The sequence below is a fragment of the Actinomadura syzygii genome (assembly GCF_008085905.1).
GTDB classification, from domain to species: domain Bacteria; phylum Actinomycetota; class Actinomycetes; order Streptosporangiales; family Streptosporangiaceae; genus Spirillospora; species Spirillospora syzygii.
In genome coordinates, this window is the sequence record NZ_VSFF01000013.1 from 17,410 (window position 1) to 37,557 (window position 20,148).

General features: G+C 72.0%; 17 protein-coding genes. 3 read left to right on the forward strand and 14 right to left on the reverse strand.

Going from position 1 to position 20,148, the window contains the following annotated elements:
• Positions 1-39: 39 nt before the first annotated feature.
• The 7 genes from FXF65_RS32040 to FXF65_RS32070 form a co-directional block, all read right to left on the reverse strand.
• On the reverse strand, positions 40-1,620 hold the full coding sequence (locus FXF65_RS32040) for a fused response regulator/phosphatase (protein WP_148353812.1): 1,581 nt from the start codon (positions 1,618-1,620) through the stop codon (positions 40-42).
• Positions 1,617-3,350 (reverse strand): sensor histidine kinase, encoded by a 1,734-nt coding sequence (locus FXF65_RS32045; RefSeq protein WP_148353813.1) that lies wholly within the window; start codon positions 3,348-3,350, stop codon positions 1,617-1,619. Before FXF65_RS32045 ends, FXF65_RS32040 begins: the two co-directional genes overlap by 4 nt.
• A 4-nt stretch (positions 3,351-3,354) precedes the next feature.
• Positions 3,355-4,416 (reverse strand): ATP-binding SpoIIE family protein phosphatase, encoded by a 1,062-nt coding sequence (locus FXF65_RS32050; protein WP_148353814.1) that lies wholly within the window; start codon positions 4,414-4,416, stop codon positions 3,355-3,357.
• Positions 4,404-4,814 (reverse strand): anti-sigma regulatory factor, encoded by a 411-nt coding sequence (locus FXF65_RS32055; protein WP_148353815.1) that lies wholly within the window; start codon positions 4,812-4,814, stop codon positions 4,404-4,406. The genes FXF65_RS32050 and FXF65_RS32055 overlap by 13 nt, the downstream gene beginning before the upstream one ends.
• A complete protein-coding gene (locus tag FXF65_RS32060) occupies positions 4,811-5,197 on the reverse strand; it encodes an STAS domain-containing protein (protein WP_187412608.1) in 387 nt (128 codons plus the stop codon). The genes FXF65_RS32055 and FXF65_RS32060 overlap by 4 nt, the downstream gene beginning before the upstream one ends.
• On the reverse strand, positions 5,197-6,033 hold the full coding sequence (locus tag FXF65_RS32065) for an STAS domain-containing protein (RefSeq protein WP_148353816.1): 837 nt from the start codon (positions 6,031-6,033) through the stop codon (positions 5,197-5,199). The genes FXF65_RS32060 and FXF65_RS32065 overlap by 1 nt, the downstream gene beginning before the upstream one ends.
• 154 nt (positions 6,034-6,187) lie before the next feature.
• Positions 6,188-6,547 carry an STAS domain-containing protein gene (locus FXF65_RS32070; RefSeq protein ID WP_246199270.1) on the reverse strand — a complete coding sequence of 120 codons (360 nt, stop codon included), beginning with the start codon at positions 6,545-6,547 and terminating at the stop codon, positions 6,188-6,190.
• 148 nt (positions 6,548-6,695) lie between these two features.
• On the opposite strand from FXF65_RS32070, the gene FXF65_RS32075 reads away from it, so the two are divergent.
• A complete protein-coding gene (locus FXF65_RS32075; protein WP_222868843.1) occupies positions 6,696-10,910 on the forward strand; it encodes a SpoIIE family protein phosphatase in 4,215 nt (1,404 codons plus the stop codon).
• The gene (locus FXF65_RS32080; protein WP_148353818.1) at positions 10,907-11,224 is read left to right on the forward strand and encodes an STAS domain-containing protein; all 318 of its coding nucleotides are present in this window, start codon (positions 10,907-10,909) and stop codon (positions 11,222-11,224) included. Before FXF65_RS32075 ends, FXF65_RS32080 begins: the two co-directional genes overlap by 4 nt.
• Before the next feature lie 69 nt (positions 11,225-11,293).
• Here the strand turns inward: FXF65_RS32080 and FXF65_RS32085 are convergent, their stop codons facing one another.
• Positions 11,294-11,881 carry a heme-binding protein gene (locus FXF65_RS32085; RefSeq protein WP_148353819.1) on the reverse strand — a complete coding sequence of 196 codons (588 nt, stop codon included), beginning with the start codon at positions 11,879-11,881 and terminating at the stop codon, positions 11,294-11,296.
• Positions 11,882-12,197: 316 nt separating this feature from the next.
• Between FXF65_RS32085 and FXF65_RS32090 the strand changes: the two genes are divergently transcribed.
• The gene (locus FXF65_RS32090) at positions 12,198-12,620 is read left to right on the forward strand and encodes a VOC family protein (RefSeq protein ID WP_222868868.1); all 423 of its coding nucleotides are present in this window, start codon (positions 12,198-12,200) and stop codon (positions 12,618-12,620) included.
• Here the strand turns inward: FXF65_RS32090 and FXF65_RS32095 are convergent.
• The 6 genes from FXF65_RS32095 to FXF65_RS32120 all read right to left on the reverse strand — a co-directional run bounded on the left by FXF65_RS32095 (position 12,569) and on the right by FXF65_RS32120 (position 19,899).
• On the reverse strand, positions 12,569-13,114 hold the full coding sequence (locus FXF65_RS32095; RefSeq protein ID WP_148353821.1) for an NUDIX hydrolase: 546 nt from the start codon (positions 13,112-13,114) through the stop codon (positions 12,569-12,571). The genes FXF65_RS32090 and FXF65_RS32095 overlap by 52 nt on opposite strands.
• 47 nt (positions 13,115-13,161) lie before the next feature.
• The gene (locus tag FXF65_RS32100; protein ID WP_148353822.1) at positions 13,162-14,397 is read right to left on the reverse strand and encodes a hypothetical protein; all 1,236 of its coding nucleotides are present in this window, start codon (positions 14,395-14,397) and stop codon (positions 13,162-13,164) included.
• Between the two features lie 141 nt (positions 14,398-14,538).
• Positions 14,539-15,303 carry a VIT1/CCC1 transporter family protein gene (locus FXF65_RS32105; RefSeq protein ID WP_148353823.1) on the reverse strand — a complete coding sequence of 255 codons (765 nt, stop codon included), beginning with the start codon at positions 15,301-15,303 and terminating at the stop codon, positions 14,539-14,541.
• A 104-nt stretch (positions 15,304-15,407) separates the two neighbouring features.
• Positions 15,408-15,767 carry an MmcQ/YjbR family DNA-binding protein gene (locus tag FXF65_RS32110; protein WP_148353824.1) on the reverse strand — a complete coding sequence of 120 codons (360 nt, stop codon included), beginning with the start codon at positions 15,765-15,767 and terminating at the stop codon, positions 15,408-15,410.
• A 99-nt stretch (positions 15,768-15,866) separates the two neighbouring features.
• On the reverse strand, positions 15,867-16,238 hold the full coding sequence (locus tag FXF65_RS32115) for a hypothetical protein (protein ID WP_148353825.1): 372 nt from the start codon (positions 16,236-16,238) through the stop codon (positions 15,867-15,869).
• A gap of 31 nt (positions 16,239-16,269) precedes the next feature.
• A complete protein-coding gene (locus FXF65_RS32120) occupies positions 16,270-19,899 on the reverse strand; it encodes a CHAT domain-containing protein (RefSeq protein WP_148353826.1) in 3,630 nt (1,209 codons plus the stop codon).
• Between the last annotated feature and the right edge of the window lie 249 nt (positions 19,900-20,148).

A 20,148-nucleotide genomic window follows, 5' to 3' on the forward strand; every position in this document is an offset into this window, starting at 1 on the left:
GCGCCCTACCAGACCGAATGGGCAGGTCCCGGGGACGCCTCAGGCGAGGTCGCGGCGCATGACGATGAGCGCGACGTCGTCCTCGCGGGGGCCGAACTCGGCGATGATGCGGTCGCTGAACTTCTCCAGGTCGTCGTCCATCTGGGCGGCGACGGTCCGCAGCCGATCGAGGTTGTCGCCCAGGGGGACGCCGCGTTCCTCGACCAGCCCGTCGGTGATCAGCACGACGGCGCCGCCGGGCGGCACCGTCAACTCCTCGGACCCGACGTGGCTGACGGGGAAGCCGAGCAGCAGGCCGCCGCGACCGCCGTACTCGCCCCGTCCACCCGCGACGTGCAGCGGCGGCGGATGCCCGGCGTTGGCCACCCGCAGCGCCCCGGTCCGCGGGTCCAGGGTCATCAGGCACATGGTGGCCGTCTGGTCGTTGTGGTAGCGCTGCAGCACGTCGTTGAGGAGTCCGAGGATCGCGACGGCGTCATGGCCCTCTTCGGCGAAGGCGCGCAGCGCGTGCCGCAGTTCGGCCATCACGGTGGCGGCGTGCAGGGAGTGCCCCTGGACGTCCCCGATGGCGATCAGCACCTCGTGGCCCCGGTCGATGACCTCGTAGAAGTCGCCGCCGACCTCCGCCTGGTCGCTGGCCGGCTCGTAGCGGACGGCGAACGTCCAGCCCGGCACGACCGGCCGGGCCGCCGGCAGCAGGCTGCGCTGGAGGGTCAGCGAGATCAGGTGCTCCACGGTGTACGAGCGCAGCGCCTCCATGGCGAGGACGAGCGTCTGCCCGAGCTGGCGCAGCAGGTTGGCGTCGTCCTCGTCGGCCGCTCCGCGCGCGCCGATCGCGACGCCGATCGGGGGGCGGTCCGGCTTGATCCGCGAGGTCACCAGCAGGACGTCGTCACCGACGACGGCGTCCGGCAGCAGCTCGGCCCACTGCCGGGCGGAGACCGGCGCGACCCGGGTGCCGGTGTCCTCGCCGAGCCCGGTCAGCTCCGCCAGCCGGGCGGGCATGCCGGTCGGGCACGGCAGCGACCGCGGCACGCCACCCGCGGCGACGGTCCGTCTCATCCGGCCGTCCGGGGGCAGCAGGAACACGGCCGCGGGCTCGCCGAAGATCTCGAACGCGCCGCGCGCCGCGATCACCGCGAGCGCGTCGAAGGTCTCGGCGGCGTTGACGGCCAGCGACGTCCGGGTGAAGGCGGCCATCCGGTCGGCCATGCGCTCGGCCCGCCGCCTGGCCCGGTAGTAGCGCAGCACCGCCTCGGCGGTGGCGATGAACTCGCCCGGATCGATCGGGTCGGTCATGTAGGCGTCGGCGCCGCGCTGCAGCCCGTCGGTGCGGTCGGCGACGTCGACGGCCGTGGCGGAGATGTGGATCACGGGCAGGGACGCCGTGGCGGGCGAGCCCTTGATCTGCTCGCAGACCTCCATGCCGTTGACGTCGGGGAGCTGGATGTCCAGGACGACCAGGTCCACCTCGTGTTCGGCGAGCCGCACCCACACCTGCGCGGCCGAGGCGGCCTCCACGACGGTGTGGCCGGCGCGGCGCAGCCAGCTCCCGATGATGTAGCGCTTGGTGTCGTTGTCGTCGACCACCAGGGTCGTGTACGAGGAGCTGTCGTTCATCGGTCGGTCCCTTGTGAACGCGGTGCGCGGGCGCGCGTCACCGCGTCGGCCAGCATCGTCGGGGAGAGCTGGTCCTCCGGCAGGATCGCGTCGGCCTGCCCCGGCCCGGACTCGTCCGGGCGGACGCCGTCGGCGGGGACGACCAGCACGACGACGGCCCCGGGCACGGGTCGCGCCAGCGCGGCTGCGACGTCGGAGGCCGCCAGGTTCGGTCCGAGCAGGACCAGGCCGGGCGGGTCCGTGTCGAGCAGGTCCGTGTCGAGCAGGTCTTGGACGGCCGGCCCGTCCGCGACCTCGGTGATCCGCTCCGCGGCGCCGTGCAGGAGGCCGCGCAGGGCCCGGCGGGCGGCCTCGTCGGCGTCCGCGACGAGCACGTGGCCGAGCCCGAGTTCGGCCAGGCTCCGGTGCGGGGGCAGCCGCAGCGTCACCGTGGTCCCGGCGCCGGGCTCGCTGGTCAGCAGGAGGTCGCCGCCGAGCGCGCGGGCGAGGTGCCGGGCATAGGGCAGGCCGAGTCCGGTCCCGCCGCGCTTGCCGCCCGGCACCTGGTAGAACTCCTCGAAGACGCGCTCCTGCTCGCCGGGAGGGATGCCCACGCCGGTGTCGGCGACGATGAACTCCAGGTGGTCCGGGGTCTGCCGTACGGTCAGCCGCACCTCCCCGTCGTCGGTGAACTTCAGCCCGTTGGCCAGCAGGTTCCGCAGGATGCGGGTCAGCATCTCCTCGTCGGTGACGACGTCGGCGGGCGCGGCGGGGTCGCTCTCCGTCCGCAGCTCCACCCTCGGCGGCTGCGCCATGGGGGCGAGCATGTCCGACAGCCGCCGCAGCAGGACGGGCATCCGCACCACGCCGCGGCGCGGCGCCAGCCGGCCCTGTTCGGCCTTGGCCATGTCGAGCAGCTCGCCCACCAGCGCCAGCAGAGTCTCCCCGGCGTCGCCGATCAGGGAGATCTGGTGCCGCTGCTCCCCGGTGAGGGGCTCCGCGGCCGGGTCGAGCAACAGCCGGGTCAGGCCGATGACCCCGTTGACGGGGGTGCGCAGTTCGTGGCTGACGTTGGCCCAGAACCGGTTCTTGGCCGCTCCCGCCTCGCGTAGCTGGTCGGTCTTCTCCTCCAGCTCGGCGTACAGCGCCACCACGCCCCGGTTGGTCTCCTCCAGCTCCACGGAGAGCTCGTTGTAGAGCGCCATGACGCCCTGGTTGGTCTCCTCCAGCTCGGCGTTGAGCACCCGGAGTTCCTCGCGCTGGCGCCGGACGTCCTCCAGCGCCTCGATGAGGTCGGCGTTCTGGGTCCGCAGTTCCTCCAGCGCCGGGACGGGACGAAGCCGCCCCAGCGTGCCGCGCAGTTCGTCCAGCGCCGGACCGTCCACCGCGAGCGCGGCGGGGTTCAGGTGCTTGCGCAGGCGGACGCCCCGCCCGGCCCCCGCCTCCTCGACCGCGTCGAGGAGGCGCGCGGCGGCGGCGGCCCCGTCGCGCGGACGGTCCGCGCCCCGGGCGGGCTCGGCGTCCAGCTCCACCACCAGGCAGGGCGGTTGTTCGCCGTCCAGGAGGAAGACGACGGTGACCTCACCGGCGTGGGCGAACAGCTCGCGGCCCACCTCGCTGAGCGCCGTGGCGACGCGCACCTGGTCCTGCGCGTCCAGCCCGACCGCGGCGGCTACGTGCCGCCCGGCCTGCCGGACGGCGAAGACGCCCTGCTCGTCCGATATCCGCAACCGCAGCAGTTCCTCGGCCACGCCCTCACCTCCACCCGGCGGTGGTCACGGCCAGGACGCCGCGGTCGTCGTGCCGGACCCCCGCCTCGCGCAGCAGGTCGGCGGCGAGCAGCAGCGGGTCGCGGCCGAGGTCGGGACGGCCCGCGGCGTCCCACCTGCCGGTCAGCCCGTCGGAGTGCAGGACCACCGCGGCCCCCGGCGGCAGCTCGTAGACGTGTTCGCGCAGCCGCCTGGCCTGCGCCCCCGCGATCCCCGGGACGGAGACCATGCCCTGCCTGCGCTCGCGCCCGAGGATCCAGCCGGCGACGTTGCCGAGTCCCGCGAACCGCACCACGCCCCTGCCGGGGTCGACGGCGGCCACCGAGACCGCGCCGCCGCGCGTCGAGCCCAGCCGCCGGTGCACCTGCGCCAGGAGGTCGGCGGGACCGGCGGGCAGCGTCGCCTCCCGCACCGCCGCGACGGCCTCCCACGCCGCGCGCGCCGCCATCGGCCCGTGCCCGAGCCCGTCGCAGAGCATCGCGTAGACCGTGCCGCCCTCCACCCGGACGACGTACGCGTCGCCGCACTCCTCCTCGCCCTCGATCGGGCGCGTCAGCCCGGCGAAGGGCAGGCGGGACGGCGCCGTCGCGGCGGCTCCCTCGCCGCGCCCGCGCAGGAACCGGGCGAACAGCACGGTGCCGGCGTGCGGGAGCGAGTGGATGCCGCTGTGGTCGGCGATCCTCTCGATGGCCCCGAGGCCGATCCCGAGGGTGCCGGCCGTGGAGTACCCGTCCAGGCGGGAACCGGGGACGTCGCCCATGCCGGGGCCCTGGTCCAGGCAGACGATCTCCAGCGCGGCGTCGTCGCCGACGCGGACCACCTGGACCAGCATCTCGCCGCGCACGGCGTGCTTGGCCAGGTTGGTGGCGGCCTCGGTCACCGCGATCTGGATCTGGCCCAGGCGCTCCGCGCCGAACCCGAGCCGTCCGGCCAGCCGGGCGGCGTGGCGGCGCATCCCGGCGGCGGAGCTCGGCTCCTCCGCCCGTGCCCACACCGCGTCACCGGTGGGCGGACTGCTCAACCAGCCGGTGGCCGTCAGCGGGCCCACTTCGCCACCGTCACCGTGGTGCCCTCGCCGACCGCGGTCTCCAGCTCGAACTCGTCGACCAGGCGGCGCGTGCCCGGCAGGCCGAGGCCGAGGCCGCCGCCGCTCGTCCATCCCTCGGTGAGCGCCTGGGCGACGTCGGGGATCCCCGGCCCCTTGTCGGTGAACACGAGCCGGACACCGGGCCGGCCGCGCGCGTTGACGACCCGCTCGACCTGGGCGGAGCCTCCGCCGCCGTGCACGAAGGTGTTGCGGGCCAGCTCGCTGGCCGCGGTGACGATCTTGGTCTGGTCCACCAGTGACATGCCGACCGCCGCGGCGACGGCCCGCACGCTCTGCCGGACCTGGACCACGTCCTCGTTGGACGCGATGGGCAGCGCGTCGCCCGGCGGAGTCGTCACCGGCCGTCCAAGGCGCCCGGACCGGCGGCGGGCAGCGGCGCGCCGAGCAGCCGCATGCCCTTCTCCAGGTCCAGCGCCGTGCGCACCCCGCCGAGGGAGAGCCCGAGCTCCACCAGGGTGATCGCCACGGCGGGACGCATTCCCACCACCACCGTCTCGGCGTCCATCAGCCGCGACATCGAGGCGATGGTGGCGAACATCCGGCCGATGAAGGAGTCCACGATGTCGACCGCGGTGATGTCGATGATCACGCCGCGGGCGCCGGTGGCGACGATGCGCTCGGCCAGGTCCTCCTGCAGCGCGAGGACGGTCTGGTCCTGCAGATCGACCTGGATCGACACCAGCAGGACCTCACCGATCTTGAGAATCGGCACGCGGTCCATCAGGCGCCCGTCCGCTCGCCCGGGTGGGCCCCGGTCTTGTCCAGCGCGTACGCCAGGGCGTCGGCCAGGGTCGCCTTGGTGGCGATCTCGCCGAACTCGACCCCGAGCGCCACGATCGTCTGGGCGATCTGCGGCCGGATGCCGGAGATCACGCATTCGGTGCCCATCAGCCGGGCGGCCATCACGGTCTTCAGCAGGTGCTGGGCGACCTCGGTGTCGACGGCGGGCACTCCCGTGATGTCGAGGATCGCGATCTGCGACCCCGTCTCGACGAGGCGCTCCAGCAGCGACTCCATGACCACCTGCGTGCGCGCCGAGTCCAGCGTGCCGACCAGGGGCACGCCGAGGATGCCGTCCCACAGCTTCACCACCGGCGTGGACAGCTCCAGCAGCTGCTCCATCTGGTCGGCGATGACCTGCTCGCGGGCGGCGGCGTAGGTCTCGAAGGTCACGAGCCCCAGCTCGTCCACGCGCGAGGAGAACGCGGCGAACTCGGCGTAGGCGGCGGTGTCGGCGGACGCCTCGACCCGCTCCAGGACCGCCTGCTTGAGCGCGAAGACGCTGGTCGCGGTCTCGGTGGGGGTGAACCCCTGCCGCGCGCGGCTGCGCGATATCTCCCCCAGCGCGGCGCGCAGCTCGCCCGCCGCCTCGTCGTCTCCGCCGAGGACCGCCCGCTCGATGAGCGCGTACAGTTCGCCCAGCTCCACCCTCAGCTCGTCCGCGGTGAGGCGTCCGCGCATGGTCGCGGCGACGATCTCCACCCAGCGGCCGAGCAGTGTCTCCCGCTCCGACTCGAGCAGCGTCGAAAGATGCGCGCTGTCCGACGCACCGGTCATCGGCCGTACTCCCCTCCATCACGCGCGAGCCCGCTCGACATCGCGCGACAGTGCCGCCCGAACATTACCGCCCTCAACAGAGCATTACGGACAAGACGGACGGACGGGCCGACGGCCGTGTCGGCGCCGCCCGGCGTCGGTCGGTGGAATCTCGTCACGCCTGGTGGGAGGCTGCGATCGCCTCGTCGACCGTGGGATGGAAGACGAAGATCTGGTCGAGCCCGATGATCGTGAAGACCTCGCGGAGGTCGGAGTTCAGGCCCGCGATCAGCAGTCGTCCGCCGGTCGGCTTCGAGCGCTTGTAGGCGTTGATGAGCACGGTGATGCCGGTGGAGTCGCAGTAGGCGAGCCCGGACAGGTCGAGCACGAGGATTCCCCCGGCGGCCCACGGGACCTTGTCCAGGGCCTCCCGCAGCCGTGGCGCGGTGTGGTGGTCGAGGTCTCCGGCGACGCGCAGGACGGGCACGTCGCCGTCCTGAGCTGGCAGGTCGATGGTGAGGTCGTATTGCGTCACCGAGAGGACTCCTGTGGGGAGGGTGCTGGCCGGAGGCTGAGCGGGTTCGCCCATAAGCTGCTCTATCCTACTTTTTCTACGCATCACCTCTTCCCCGGCTTCGGGGGGAAACGGGACAAGTGGAGAGGGCGACGCGGAAGGACGTCCGGTGACGCAAGCTGACGGTCGTGAGGGTCGCGCGCCGACCGCGGCCGGGACGGACGTGTTCGCCGCCGACCACGAGGTCGGCCGCCACCTCGCCGCGGTCGACTGGGCGGCGACCCCGCTCGGCCCGCCGGCCGCCTGGCCGCAGAGCCTGCGGACGGCCGTGAGCATCCTGCTGTCGTCCCGGTTCTCGATGTGGATGGCGTGGGGCCCGGAGCTGACCTTCTTCTGCAACGCCGCCTACCGGCGCGACACCCTCGGCCGCAAGTACCCCTGGGCGCTCGGCCGACCGGCCCGCGAGGTGTGGGCCGAGATCTGGGACGACATCGGCCCGCGGATCGACACCGTCCTCACCACGGCGCAGGCGACCTGGGACGAGGCGCTGCTGCTCTTCCTGGAACGGTCGGGATACACCGAAGAGACGTATCACACATTCTCGTACAGTCCGCTGCGGGACGATGTGGGCACGGTAGTCGGCATGTTGTGCGTGGTCAGCGAGGAAACCGAGAGGGTCGTCGGAGAGCGGCGGATGGCGACGCTGCGGGATCTCGGTTCCGATCCCAGCGTGGTGCGAACCGAGTCCGAGGCGCTGGCCTTCGCCCACCGGCAACTGGACCGCAACGGCTCGGACCTCCCGTTCACCCTGACCTACCTGTTCGACGGCGGGTCGGCCCGGCTGGCGGGTGCGACCGGAATCACCGAAGGCCATCCGGCCGCGCCGCTCCAACTGCCCGTGGACGAATCCGGCGGCGCTGTTTCGGGAACAGTGTGGCCAGCGGCGACACTGGCGCGGGGCGAATCGGCGCTGGTACCGCTTGGCGGCGGTCCGTTCACCGGGCTGCCGACCGGGCGCTGGTCGCAGCCGCCCGTCCAGGCGCTGGCCGTCCCGCTGTTGCGGCAGGGCGACGCGCCCTACGGGTTCCTGGTGGCCGCGCTCAACCGGTACCGGCCGCTGGAGGAGGGCTACCAAGGGTTCGTGGAGCTGATCGCCGGGCACCTCGCGGCGGGCCTCGCCGGCGCCCGCAGCTACCAGGCCCAGCAGCGGCGGGCCGAGGAACTGGCCGAGCTGGACCGCGCGAAGACCACCTTCTTCTCCAACATCAGCCACGAGTTCCGCACCCCCCTCACCCTGATCATGGGTCCGGTGGAGGAGCTGCGCGGCCGCCTGGCGGACGCCGACGACGGCGTGCGGCAGGACCTGGAGGTCGTCCGCCGCAACGGGATGCGGCTGGGGAAGCTGGTCAACGCCCTGCTGGACTTCTCCCGCATCGAGGCGGGCCGGATGCAGGCGACCTACGAGCCGGCCGACCTGTCGGCGGTCACGGCGGAACTGGCCAGCGTGTTCCGTTCCGCGTACGACCGGGCCGGCCTCGAACTCGACGTCGACTGCCCTCCGCTGCCCGAGCCGGTGCACCTCGACCACGGCATGTGGGAGAAGGTGATCCTCAACCTGCTCAGCAACGCGCTGAAGTTCACCTTCGACGGCGGCATCCGCGTCTCGACCCGCGCCGAGGACGGGTACGCCGTGGTCACCGTCGCCGACACCGGGATCGGCGTGCCCGCGCAGGAGATGCCGCGGCTGTTCGAGCGGTTCCACCGCATCGAGAACGCGCGTGCCCGCTCCAACGAGGGCAGCGGCATCGGCCTCGCCCTGGTCAAGGAGCTCGTCGGCCTGCACGGCGGCACCATCGCCGCCGACAGCCGCGAAGGTGAGGGCACCCGTTTCACGATCCGGCTGCCGTTCGGGACGGCCCACCTGCCCCCCGAGGCCATCGGCTCGCCGGGGGCGGCCCAGGCGGTGTCGTCCACCGCCGACCCCTACGTGCAGGAGGTCCTGCGCTGGCTGCCCGGCGGGCCTGCCGAACGCGGCTCAGGCGCGCCGTCCGACCCGGCCCTCGGCCCGCCGTCCGAACCGACGACGGAGCCGCCTTCCGATCCGGCGCAGGTCGGGGCGCCCGCCGCGCCCGCCACGGTGCTGGTGGCCGACGACAACGGCGACATGCGCGAGTACCTCGGCCGGCTGCTGCGCGGCGCCGGTTACCGGGTCGACACCGTCAATGACGGCCGGGCCGCGCTGGAGGCGGTGCGCCGGGACGCCCCCGATCTGGTGGTCAGCGACGTCATGATGCCCCACCTGAACGGGTTGGAGCTGGTGGCCGAGCTGCGCGCCGACCCGCGCACCGCGGCGGTGCCGGTGCTGCTGCTGTCGGCCCGCGCGGGGCAGGAGGCGTCGATCGAGGGGCTGCGCGCGGGCGCGGACGACTACCTGCTCAAGCCCTTCGCCGCCGCCGAGCTGCTGGCCCGGGTCCGGGCGAACCTGGAACTCGCCCGGATGCGCAACCACCACTCCCGCTGGCGCTCGGCACTGATCGACTCGCTCCAGGAGGCGTTCTTCGTCTGCGACGAGGACGGCGCCGTCATCGAGATCAACGCCGCGTTCACCGACATCCTCGGCTACGGGCCGGAGGATCTGCCCTATCCGCCGGTGCACCCGTGGTGGCCGAACGAGAGGACCGACCGGGAGGCGCACCGGATGGTCTCCGACGCGTTCGCCACCCTGCTGGACAGAACGCACGGCACCTACACCATCCCCGTCGACCATCGCGACGGGCACCGGCTGTGGGTCAGCGCCTCCTTCAACCACGTCCACGACCCGGACACCGGGCGGCGCGTCGTCGTGGGAACCTTCCGCGACGTCACCGCCGATCACTACGCCATCCAGCGTGAGACCGCCCTGGCGGCGCTCAGCCTGCGACTGGCCCGCGCCGCCGGCCTGTCGGACGCCCTGGAAGGCGCGCTGGACGAACTGCGGAAACTGTGGCGCGCCCGGCGGGTGCTGGCCGTCCTCTTCCGGGACGACGCGCCGCCCGCCCTCGTCGGCACCGACCGGCACCTGACCTGGCAGACCCTGCCGGAGCGGCGGCGCACCGGGTTGGACGCCCTGCGCGACCAACCCACGCTCACCCCGTCGGCGGAGCATCCGTCCGCCATCACCCTGGAGCACCCCGAGGGCACACTGGCGGTCTGGGTCGAGCTGAGTGAACGGCGCCCCTTCACCGACCAGGACCAGGTACTGCTGACGCTGCTGGCGGGGCACATCGCGCAGGGACTCGTCCGCGCCCACCAGATCGACCAGCAGCGCGACACCGCCCTCGCCCTGCAACGCGCCATCCTGGGCCCCTCGCAGCTGCCCGAGGGGTTCGCCGTCCGCTACGAGCCCGCGGCCAGCCCGCTGGAGGTGGGCGGCGACTGGTACGACACCTTCGGCCTCCCCGACGGCCGCATCGGCATCGTCGTGGGCGACTGCGTCGGCCGCGGTCTGGAGGCGGCCACCGTCATGGGCCAGTTGCGCAGTGCCTGCCGCGCGCTCCTGCTCCAGAACTCCAGCCCCGCCGACACCCTCATGGCGCTCGACCAGTTCGCCGTCGGCGTCGCCGGCGCTCCCTGCACGACCGTCTTCTGCGGCGTCCTGGACCCCGACACCGGCGGCCTCACCTACTCCAGCGCCGGGCACCCGCCCGCCATCCTCGCCCACCGCGACGGCGCCGTCGAACTGCTCGCGGACGGCAGGTCCGTGCCGCTCGCGGTCAGGCCCGGCCGTCCCCGGCCCACCGCCGAGACCGTCATCCCGGCCCGCGCCACCGTCCTGCTCTACACCGACGGCCTGGTCGAACGCCGCCGCCGCGCCCTGACGGAAGGCATCGCCCAGGCCGGGCGCACCGTCCAGGACGGCCGCGACCAGGCCCTGGACGATCTCGCCACCCGCATCATGGGCATACTGGCGCCCCCCGGCGGTTACGACGACGACGTCGCGCTGCTGCTGTACCGGCACCCGGCCCCGCTGGAGGTGGCCTTCCCGGCCGAGTCCGCCCAGCTCGCACCCGTCCGCGAGGCGCTTCGCGACTGGCTCGCCCGCTGCCAACTGTCCCGCCGCACGACGCAGAGCGTCCTCGTCGCCGCCGGTGAAGCCTGCGCGAACGCCATCGAACACGGACACCGTCACACTCCCGGCCGCATCGTCACGCTGCGCGCGGAGGTCGACGTGGACCGGCTGCACCTGACCATCGCCGACTCGGGCCAGTGGAAGACCCCCCGGCCGGACCTGGCCTCCGACCGCGGCCGCGGCACCGCCCTGATGCGCGCGATGATGCAACAGCTCACGATCACGCCCGGCCCCGACGGCACCACCGTCCGCATGCACACCAGGATCGAGCCATGACCGCACCTTTGACGCTCACGACCGGTCAACGCCCGGACGGCACCGCACTCCTGACGGCCACCGGCGAGATCGACATGAGCAACAGCGAGAAGTTCGCCGCGGCCATCGACACGGCCCTCGGCGGCGCCGACGGCCGCCTCGTCGTGGACCTCAGTGCGGTCGAGTACCTCGACAGCGCGGGCCTGAGCATCCTGTTCGCCCACGCCGAACGCCTGGAACTGATCGCCCCGCCCCTCCTGGAGCCCGTCCTGACCCTGTCGGGCCTATCAGACCTGACAACAGTCAAAACGATCCCGCCTCCCACCTCCCACTAACCGCGGCACCCGCCCTTGGCCCTGCCGATTGAGACGGCCCCTCAGGGGACATGCCGGGCCGGGCCGCGTTCACGAGCGGGTGGACGGACGTGCCCCCTTCCGCTTGCCGGAGTGGTAGATGGCGTTGAGCACCGCGTTGGCGATGCGCTCGTCGATGCGTCCGTCCGGGGCGCCGCCGACGCCGATGCCCGCGATCGGGAACCCCCGGTAGATGACGGGGACGCCGCCGGGCAGGGTGAGCGTCCCGGGAATCTGGTTGACGGTCGCGTTGTCGGTCAGTTCGCTGGTGGGGCGGCCGAACGCGACGGCGGTGTATGCCTTGCGCTTGGCGGACTCATACGTCTGCGGGCCCGCCTTCCGCGTCCGGACGACCTCGCGGATCACGCCCGAGCGCTCCATGATGACCATGGTCACCCGCTGGTCGCCCTCCCGCTTGGCCGCCTCGACCAGCGCGGCGGCCGCCCGCACCAGGGACTTGTTCGACAGGACGTGATCCACGGGGAAGGGCCCGGGATCCGTCCGGGTGACGGCGGCGCGCGCAGTGGTGTCGGCAAGCGCGGTGTCGGCAGGGGCGGTATCGGCAAGCGCGGTGCCGACGCCCCCGGCCGTGACGATCCCGAGTGCGGTGAACCCCACGATGAAGTGTCGATATGACATCAATTCTCCCGAGTATCCGGTCAAGTCAGCCGGTTTCGGCCGCGATCCTCGCGATACCCGCCTCCTTGCCCGCACCCCGGTCCCGCCGATTCCTTGGACGACACCAGGAAAGATCATTGACCACCGCACCGACGCCGGTGCACGACCCGGTGAACGGACATACCGTTCCACGGACGAACCATTGCCCTGATCGTCTTCGTCCCTGCGATCTCCGCTGGGGATGTCGAGAACGCGGCGTCGGCTCCGTCCCAGGTACATCAGTGGTCACGATGGGCCGCGCCAAAGACGAAGGAGAACCACCATGACGATTCAGCGGATGGACAACGTCGGCATCGTCGTCGGCGACCTGGACGCCGCCGTCGCCTTCTTCACCGAACTCGGCATGGAACTGGAGGGCAAGGCGCAGGTCGAAGGGCCCTGGGTGGACCTCACCATGGGACTCGATGGCGTCCGCTGCGACATCGCCATGATGCGCAGCCCGGACGGTCACAGCCGACTTGAGCTGGCGAAGTACCAGTCCCCCGCAGCGGTCGGGGCCGGACAGCGGGATCAGCCGCACAACACCCTGGGCATGCACCGCGTCATGTTCGCCGTCGACGACATCGAGGACACCATCGCCCGCCTGCTCCCCCACGGCGCCGAGCTCCTCGGCGGCGTGGCCCGGTTCGAGGACAGCTATCTGCTCTGCTACGTCCGCGGCCCCGAGGGGATCTTCATCGGGCTGGCCGAGCAACTGTAGCCCGAGCCCGGCAACTGCCCGGCCGGGACCGGGGACCACGAGGCGAGGACATCGGGCAGTCCTGGAACCGACTCGATCACCTGGCGGGCGGACGGGTCGGTGTGCCGCAGGAACGCCAGGTGGCGGACGGCGTGCGCGGCCACCTGCTCGATCCGCGGCCGGTCCGGCGACGGGCTGGCCGGGCCTTCGCCGTGGGCCAGCGTCCGGTCGGCCAGCGGGACGGCGGGAAGGCCGGGCCGCGGGTCGGGGCAGCAGGCGTAGGTGAGCACCACCCGTCCGGACGGCTCGTGCCGCCAGCTCGTCGAGTGCAGCAGGTGCGCGGCGGTGTCGCGGGACAATCCCAGCAGCTCCCGCGCGACCGCGTCCGGATGCCGTCCACCGCCCAGCTCCCCCGCCAGCGCGCGGAAGGCCAGGCCGCCGTCACCGGTCACGCGGAAGGCGAGCGCCTCCACCACGACCACCGACTCCCCCGTGACAGCTTGCTGCAAGCCCATCGCAACAGCATTTCATGCGCAAGACAGTCGCCGGAGTCTCGCCCTCCTCACGCGTCGGGACGCCAATGGGAACCGTCCGGCGTGTCGCGCACCTCCACTCCTATCGTCTGGAGCGCGTGCCGGACGGTGTCGGCGAGCGCGAAGCACCCCGTCCGGCGAAGCTCGGCGCGGACACCGATCAGCGGCTCCACCACCGGTTCCAGGACGTCGCGAGGATCGCTCAGGCCACGGTCGGCCGTCTGCCCGAGCCGGACGATCAGGCTGCGCATCACGTCCCTGGCCCAGTCGGTGCCGCCCTCGTCCTCTTCGGTGTCTCCGGCCCACTCGGCCACGGCGGCGTCGATGTCCAGGACGGCCCGCACGAGTGCCTCGGCGTCGCGCTCGCGGAGCCCGGTCTCGAAGCGTTCCTCGCAGCCGACGACGGTGTCCCGCAAGGTCGCCTGGGGCGCCGCCGGTTCCGCGTCCTCGTCCCGGGGCCGGGCGGCCGGCCGCGCGACCTCGCCGCGCACCAGCGCGCGCAGCTCGGTCAGGCTCACCGACCCGCCGGACGGGACGACCACGCTCTCCCCGCGCCGCCGGACGGTCATGACGCCCCGTCCCCGCACCTCCACCGCGTCCCGGCCGACGTCGACCAGCGCGGCCGTGTGCTCGTCCAGGCCGAGCACGGCGGCGTCGTCGGGGAGTTCGCGCTCCAGCACCCGCAACCGGCGCTCCCCGAGGTAGCAGTACCGGGTGTCGTGCGTGCCGCCCTCGGCGTTGTCGTAGTGCGGGATCATCGCGACCTTCAGTCCGAGACGGCCGAGGACGTCCAGGCCGTCCAGCCAGTGCGGGCGTGTGCCGGACTTGTAGATCTCGTAGACCGGCAGCGCGTACGCGCCCAGCGTGCACGCCGCCGCCGAGGCGAACACGAGGGCGGCGCGTCCCGTCCGCGCGTGGTCGGCCAGGGCCTCGCCCACCGGACCGTCCCGCCACTGCGCCAGCGCGTACGACGGGCTGCCCGGACCGGCGAACACCCAGTCCGCGCCGCGCACGGCGGCCAGGCCCACATCGCCGCCGGCCTCGCCGTCCGCGCCTATCTCACCGAATCCGCGCAGGCCCGGCGGGACGTCCACCTGTAACCCGACACTGCGCTCGAAGTAGGTCTGCGCCCGCGCCGAGATCTCCGCGACGTTCTCCTGGAAGCCGTAGGGCGTGTCCAGGAGCACCGCCTTCACCGGACGCAGCCGGGCGACGAGTTCCCGGTGCACGCTCACCATCGTCGGAGCGGTCTCCCCGGATCCCATCAGGACCAGGACGGGTTTCCGCGTCGCCCCGCCGTTCAAACCAACTCCCGGCTTCGCAGCCCCATATTCCCGGAGAATCCGCGCATACGTGCAAGCATCGCATCGCCTCCGCAACGCGTCAGTGCATGATTCGGAGGCTAATCACGTTCCCGTTCCGGCGTGCCAGGTGGCGTCGAACAGGGCGCCTATGTAATAGGTGACGACGGCGGCGAGCAGGATGATGAGGAGTTGGCGGACGGCGCCGTACAGGACGGAGCGTCCGCTGGAGTAGGCGACGACCCCGCCCACCGCGAGTCCGGCGGCGCCGGTGGCGGCTATCGACAGCACGACGGCGGTCCGGCCGCCGATGAAGAACCACGGCAGCAGCGGCGCCAGCGAACCCAGCCCGAACAGGCAGAAGGACGAGACCGCGGCTCTCCAGGGCGAGCCGAGTTCGTCCGGGTTGACGCCCACGACGCGGCGCGCCGAGGTCGAGAAGAGCGTCCCCTCGTCGCGTGCCATCTCGTGCGCCGCCGCGCGCGACATGTCGGACGGCAGTCCGGTGTCCTGGAGCATTTCCTCCAGCTTGCCGATCACCACGCCCGGATGGTCCCGGACGATACGCCGCAGATCTCCCAGGACGCCCTTGAACAACTCGACCTGGGCGGTCACCGAGATCCACTCGCCGGCGGCCATCGAGACCGCGCCCGCGACCATCCCCGCCACCCCGGCCAGCCGCGCGGCCGTCTGCCCCGACCCGGCGCCCGCGACGCCGAGGATGATGCACAGCACGCTGACCAGGCCGTCGTTGACGCCGAGCACGGCCGCCCGCGCCCCGCCCTGCTGAACCTGGGCGGCCCGGCGTGACAGCGTCGTCGTAGCGGCGTCCGTCTCCGCGTCCCCGTGACCGCCGTGCCCCTTGCCCATAGCGACCCAGGACTACGCCGAAACCCCACGCCCGTCCTGCCTCGACACACCCGCCTGACAGACCACCGCCCAATTGATGGCCTCTCCCTTGCGCTCCCGCTGAATCAGGCTCCCCCGGCGAGCGTGTCCGGCGCACGCATGCGCCAGGCGTCGGTGACGAGTTCTTCCAGACGGTCGAGGTCCACTTCGCTCAGCCACAGCATGACCAGAGGCAGCCCGTCGTAGGCGGGAGTGGTGAAGAAGCGTTCCGGCTCACCGAGCAGCAACGCCTGTTTCTCCGCTTCGTCGCCGACGTAAAGGACGGCGATGTCGGTCCGGATGACGCGCGACTTACCCGGTTTGCGCTCGGGATAGGACCAGACGAACCCTTTGCCGCCGACCCGGAAATCGAAGCCGTCGCTGTCGATTTCGACCACGTGAGGTAGTGCGAGCGCCAACCGGCGAACGTCTTCGGCTTCAGTCATCCCGGTCGCTCCCAGACACCGGTTTCAGCACATGCGCAGGCTATCGGGCCCAGTGACCGGGGAACGAGACCGAAGCTGCCCGAACCCGGACGAGCCCGATTAGGGGGCCGGGAAGGTGATGCGGACGGTGTGGGTGTCGGGAGGCGTGCTGGCGGCCAGGGTTTGGGCGGCTTCGGTGCCGGTCGTGTGGAACTGGATGATCGCGGTGTGGGTGGTGGTGGGTGTCTGGAACTCCACGTGGACCGTGGCGGTGTCGGCGTCGCGGAGGGCTTGGCGGCGGCGGTGACGCCAGGCCATCCAGAGGCCGGTGGCGGCGGCGGTGAGGGTGCCGCTGGCCAGGTTGACGGAGATGCCCACCAGGAGGTCGGTGGTGGGGCCCCGGTCTCCGGTGGGGCTCTGGGAGGACGTGAAATCACCCAGGGACGCCAGATCCTCGGGGGTGAGGCCGCTGTTCTCAAGTTCCAGGCGCATCAAGGCTCCGAAGAAAGAGGAATGGAAAGGGTCAGGCGTGCATGATCCAGGGCGCGGAGAGTTCGGCGGCGGGGGTGGCGGCGTTCAGGGACCGGACCAGAGCGGCCGGGGTGGGGTCGGTGTCCAGCGTATGGGTCAGCGCGTCCACGATCAGGGGAGACCAGGTCCTGTCGTGAATGGGACGGAGCGGCGAGATCACGAGGTCGGCTCCGGCGCGAAGGAACGCGGTGGCGGTCGGCGGTTCACTGACCCTGCCCAGCGGAACGGCCCGGCCACCCGCGCAGATCGTCAGGACCACGACCAGGCCCGGGTTGACGTCCAGGGCCGCCAGTTCCGAGGGCAGCGCCCAGCGGTCGTGGAGGCGGAGGGCGGCGGCTCCGCCGAGCTCGGGGACGGGTTCGCAATGGGTCGACAACCATAGGAGGTCGGCGGTGCGGGCGCTGTAGCGCAGGCGTTCCCAGGTGACCTGTTCCTGGACCACCGGCACCGTGCCGAAAAGGGCCGCGACGGCGCGAGCCTCTTCCAAGGCACCGGGCAGGCCGAGTGCGTCCTGCGGGCCCATCGGGTCGCCGAGCACCTCGACCCGGTCGGGAAAGGGCACGGTCGCCAACCCGAAACGTGGACGCCGACCGTGCCGCCGTACGACCACATGGTCCTGCGCCAGCGAACGTCCGGTGGCGTCTGGGAGGTTCTCGACCGGAATCTGCTCCCACGGCTCGCGCAGCCGCAGCGATACCTCCTCCGCCTCGCCCACCGTCTCCCGGAGGGCCGCGGCCAGGCGTCCCGCCGCTTCCGGAACCGCCGGAGCCACCCGGAGCGCGCCGACCGCGGCCTGCGCCTCGGCCCGTCCGACCGCGATGTCGGCCACCGCGACGTCCCGCGCGGACTCGGACCGGCAGGCGATCGCATGCGCCGCTCCCGCGCCCTGGACCAGGTCGAGGGCGGCCAGGCCGGGACGGGCGAACCAGCCGCCGATCTCCTCGCGCAGACGGTCGGTGTGCGCGGGCAGGACGTCCTCGCCCCTCGCCCGCAACGCGAACACCTCCCGGATGGCCTGGGCGTCCTCGGGAACGAGAGTTGCCAGGGTGGCGTTCTCGATCGAGCGGAGGTCACGTACCGGCCCCGCCTCGGCGGCGGCCTGCCGCAGCTCCCCGATCTTCGCGATGGTCAGTTGGAGCCGCATCGGCAGTTGCTGGAAGGCGTCCCAGTACCGGCTCTGGAGTTCGTCACTCCGTGCCCCCGCCCCGTCGGGGTCGTCGAGGTCCCGCACCCGGAACGCGAGCCCGCCGCCGTGAGCGGCGACGAACTCCGCCGCCCAGCGGCGTTCCGCGGCGGCGGCACGGGAGTCCCCGAACGCCTCGGCGGCCGAACCCGGCAGGAAGGTGAGCGCCAGCAACCGGTCGACGTGCGCGGCGATCCCGCGCCGCTCCGCCTCGGTGACCTGCGGTCCCGCCTCGGCGGCCAGCGTCAGGGCCCGTTCCTTCGCCGGCGCCGCGACCATGAGGTCGAGCCCCACCTCGCGTCGCGCCTCGGCCGAACCGCCTCCTGCCAGCGCCCAGGCCGCGCCGGCCCATCGCGGGACGCTCCAGTACCGGTCGAGCAGCGCCAGCAGCCCCCGGGTGTAGAGGATCTCGAACACCCGGGCCTTGACGTCGTCGATGGGCGCGTTGCCGAAGGAATTGGGGCGTCCGTCTCCTTCGGGCAGCCGCTGGAACGACTCCAGCGTGGTCTGGAGGTCGGGCGACCACCGCGTGACCGGGCCTTTGGAGTACCGCAGGAGATCGAACCAGGTCCCGAGCCCGGCGGCCGGCACCGAGAGCAGTCCGGCCGCCGCGTGCCAGCGCGCCGCCCCCTGCTCCCCGGTCGGCGAAAGGCGTCGGCGCCGCTCGTCCTCCTCGGAGGCGGGCAGGCCGAGCAGCGTTTCGACCATGGCCTTCTGCGCCTGGACGAGCCCGTCGCCGGGAACGGACTCCAGGGAAGTCTCGAATCTGTCCCTGGAGACCTCAAGGGTGCCGTTGCGCAGCAGCACGTAGCCGATGTCGGCCTGGATTCCCGCCGTGTAGAGCGGGACGTGGTCGACGCCCATCGCCCAACGGGCCAGCGTGAAGGCCGACAGATGATCGTCCAGCGAGGCCAGATGCGTCGCCTGGCGCGACAGCCTGCCGCCCAGTTCGCGGTGGTTGCCGCTCAGCACCGTGGCGCACAGGGAGAGGAAGCCGTGCCAGCGGATCACCCGGTCCGGCGCCCCGATCGTGTGGGCCAGCTCGGCGGCCTCCTGGTGCGCCGAGGCGAGCAGGTCATGGTCGGCCGGGGCGGCCACGTCGACCAGGTGGGTCAGCGCCTCGTGCGCGGTGATCGGATCGTTGCCGTGCCTGGCGTTCTGGAGCAGCGTCAGCAACTGCCAGGGCTGACGCCTCCACCGCTCGGGATCGTTGAAGATCGATCCCGGGAGGAAGGGGTTCGGGTCGTACTCCGTCCCCTGGCCGGGACGTCCTTCGGAGCTACCGGTGTAGTGGGACCTGCGGTGGCTCTGGTGCGCGATGTCATCGAGAAGGGTGGCCCTCGTGTCCGGATCGAGCTTCTCGGCCTCCCGCTCGGCCTGGGCGTACCAGTCGGACGCCTCGTCGAGACGGCGCAGGTCGCGCAGGGTGTTCGCGCCATGCAGCCGGAACGTCACGACCTGCTCGGGAAGGATCTCCGGAAGGTCGGGTTCGAGGGTGAGCAGGAGGTCGAACGACTCCTGGATGCGGCCGCTCTCCCTGGTGATCGACGCCGCGCAGCCCACCGCGTGCGCTCGAACGGCCGGGTTCTCGAACAGCGGGCACAGGATCGGATAGGACGTCAGGGGCTGCGGGGCCAGATGCCAGACCTTGTTCTCGACCACGAAATGGAAAAAGGCGACGAGCGCCGCGAGTCCTTCGGCGCGTTCCTCGGGTGAGAGCGCGTCGATCTCGGCGGCCTGCTCACAAAGTGAGGCCGCGCGTAAGGCTCCGTGGCCGAGCCCGCGGAGGTGAGCCTCGTTCTCCCGGACGGGTGCGTCAGTGACGTCCTCTTCGGGAGCCTCCTCGATGAGGGTCCGGAGATCGGGATAACGGTGCGTCCGGTTCTCGGCCTCGTCGTGGAGCGCGGCGCCGACCGCCGAGGCCACGCCCCGTGTCTCCCGGAAGAAGACGTCTCGGAACTCTGATTCCCGTTCCTTCAACCAGGACTGGATCCGGGCGTCGGCGGCGCCGCTGATCTCCCGTGCGTCGAGTCCCTCCAGGACGCCCGAAACCATGATCCATAACATCGCCGCGAGGTGCGGGTCCGGGCTGCGCACCACCAGCTCGATGTAGCCCTCCAGGGGACGCGGCGCGAGCCCGTGGGCCTCGTGTTCGAGCAGGTAGGAGAGGAGAACCCCGAAGAGGAGGAGTTGCCTGCCTCTCTCGGCCTCGTCCAGAGGATCGAGCAGGGCCGGGTTCCCGCACAGTTCGACGGCCCTGACAACGACGGCCCCGAACTCCTGCGCGTCCGCGTCGGACTCCCCGTCGCCGTCCTCGATAGAGACGCACTCATCAATGATTTCCGAAAGACCGATATCTCTTCTCGGTTTGCTTTCGACTTCCCTGATGAGAGCGGCCCCGACCCGAGCAAAGAAGGCGCTCGCCTCCTCAGTCCCCATGCCCTCAACCCTACGTCAGAGATAACCGAAGAACCCTCTGATGGGGGGCAGCGGGCATGGTGAGCACCTGGCCTGTCCCACCCTGGCCACCGAGGACGAGGAGGGCGATCAAGATCTAATTCGAGTACGACTCGCAACCATTAAGGGGACATATGAACGCCGAAGAACCCGCCGGTCTGGGACGCCGCAACGCCCACACCACCGACGGGTTCTCGGTCCGTATCAGCCGCCGCGTCCTAGCGCGAGGAC

What these genes read in the sequence shown, in the direction of transcription:
- FXF65_RS32100 (WP_148353822.1), bottom strand. Translation starts at nt 14,397, where the DNA reads ATGGGATCCGGGGAGACCGCTCCGACGATGGTGAGCGTGCACCGGGAA.
- FXF65_RS32065 (WP_148353816.1), bottom strand. Translation starts at nt 6,033, where the DNA reads ATGACCGGTGCGTCGGACAGCGCGCATCTTTCGACGCTGCTCGAGTCG.
- FXF65_RS32090 (WP_222868868.1), top strand. Translation starts at nt 12,198, where the DNA reads ATGGACAACGTCGGCATCGTCGTCGGCGACCTGGACGCCGCCGTCGCC.
- FXF65_RS32060 (WP_187412608.1), bottom strand. Translation starts at nt 5,197, where the DNA reads ATGGACCGCGTGCCGATTCTCAAGATCGGTGAGGTCCTGCTGGTGTCG.
- FXF65_RS32080 (WP_148353818.1), top strand. Translation starts at nt 10,907, where the DNA reads ATGACCGCACCTTTGACGCTCACGACCGGTCAACGCCCGGACGGCACC.
- FXF65_RS32110 (WP_148353824.1), bottom strand. Translation starts at nt 15,767, where the DNA reads ATGACTGAAGCCGAAGACGTTCGCCGGTTGGCGCTCGCACTACCTCAC.
- FXF65_RS32120 (WP_148353826.1), bottom strand. Translation starts at nt 19,899, where the DNA reads ATGGGGACTGAGGAGGCGAGCGCCTTCTTTGCTCGGGTCGGGGCCGCT.
- FXF65_RS32115 (WP_148353825.1), bottom strand. Translation starts at nt 16,238, where the DNA reads ATGCGCCTGGAACTTGAGAACAGCGGCCTCACCCCCGAGGATCTGGCG.
- FXF65_RS32095 (WP_148353821.1), bottom strand. Translation starts at nt 13,114, where the DNA reads ATGGGCTTGCAGCAAGCTGTCACGGGGGAGTCGGTGGTCGTGGTGGAG.
- FXF65_RS32085 (WP_148353819.1), bottom strand. Translation starts at nt 11,881, where the DNA reads ATGTCATATCGACACTTCATCGTGGGGTTCACCGCACTCGGGATCGTC.
- FXF65_RS32105 (WP_148353823.1), bottom strand. Translation starts at nt 15,303, where the DNA reads ATGGGCAAGGGGCACGGCGGTCACGGGGACGCGGAGACGGACGCCGCT.
- FXF65_RS32040 (WP_148353812.1), bottom strand. Translation starts at nt 1,620, where the DNA reads ATGAACGACAGCTCCTCGTACACGACCCTGGTGGTCGACGACAACGAC.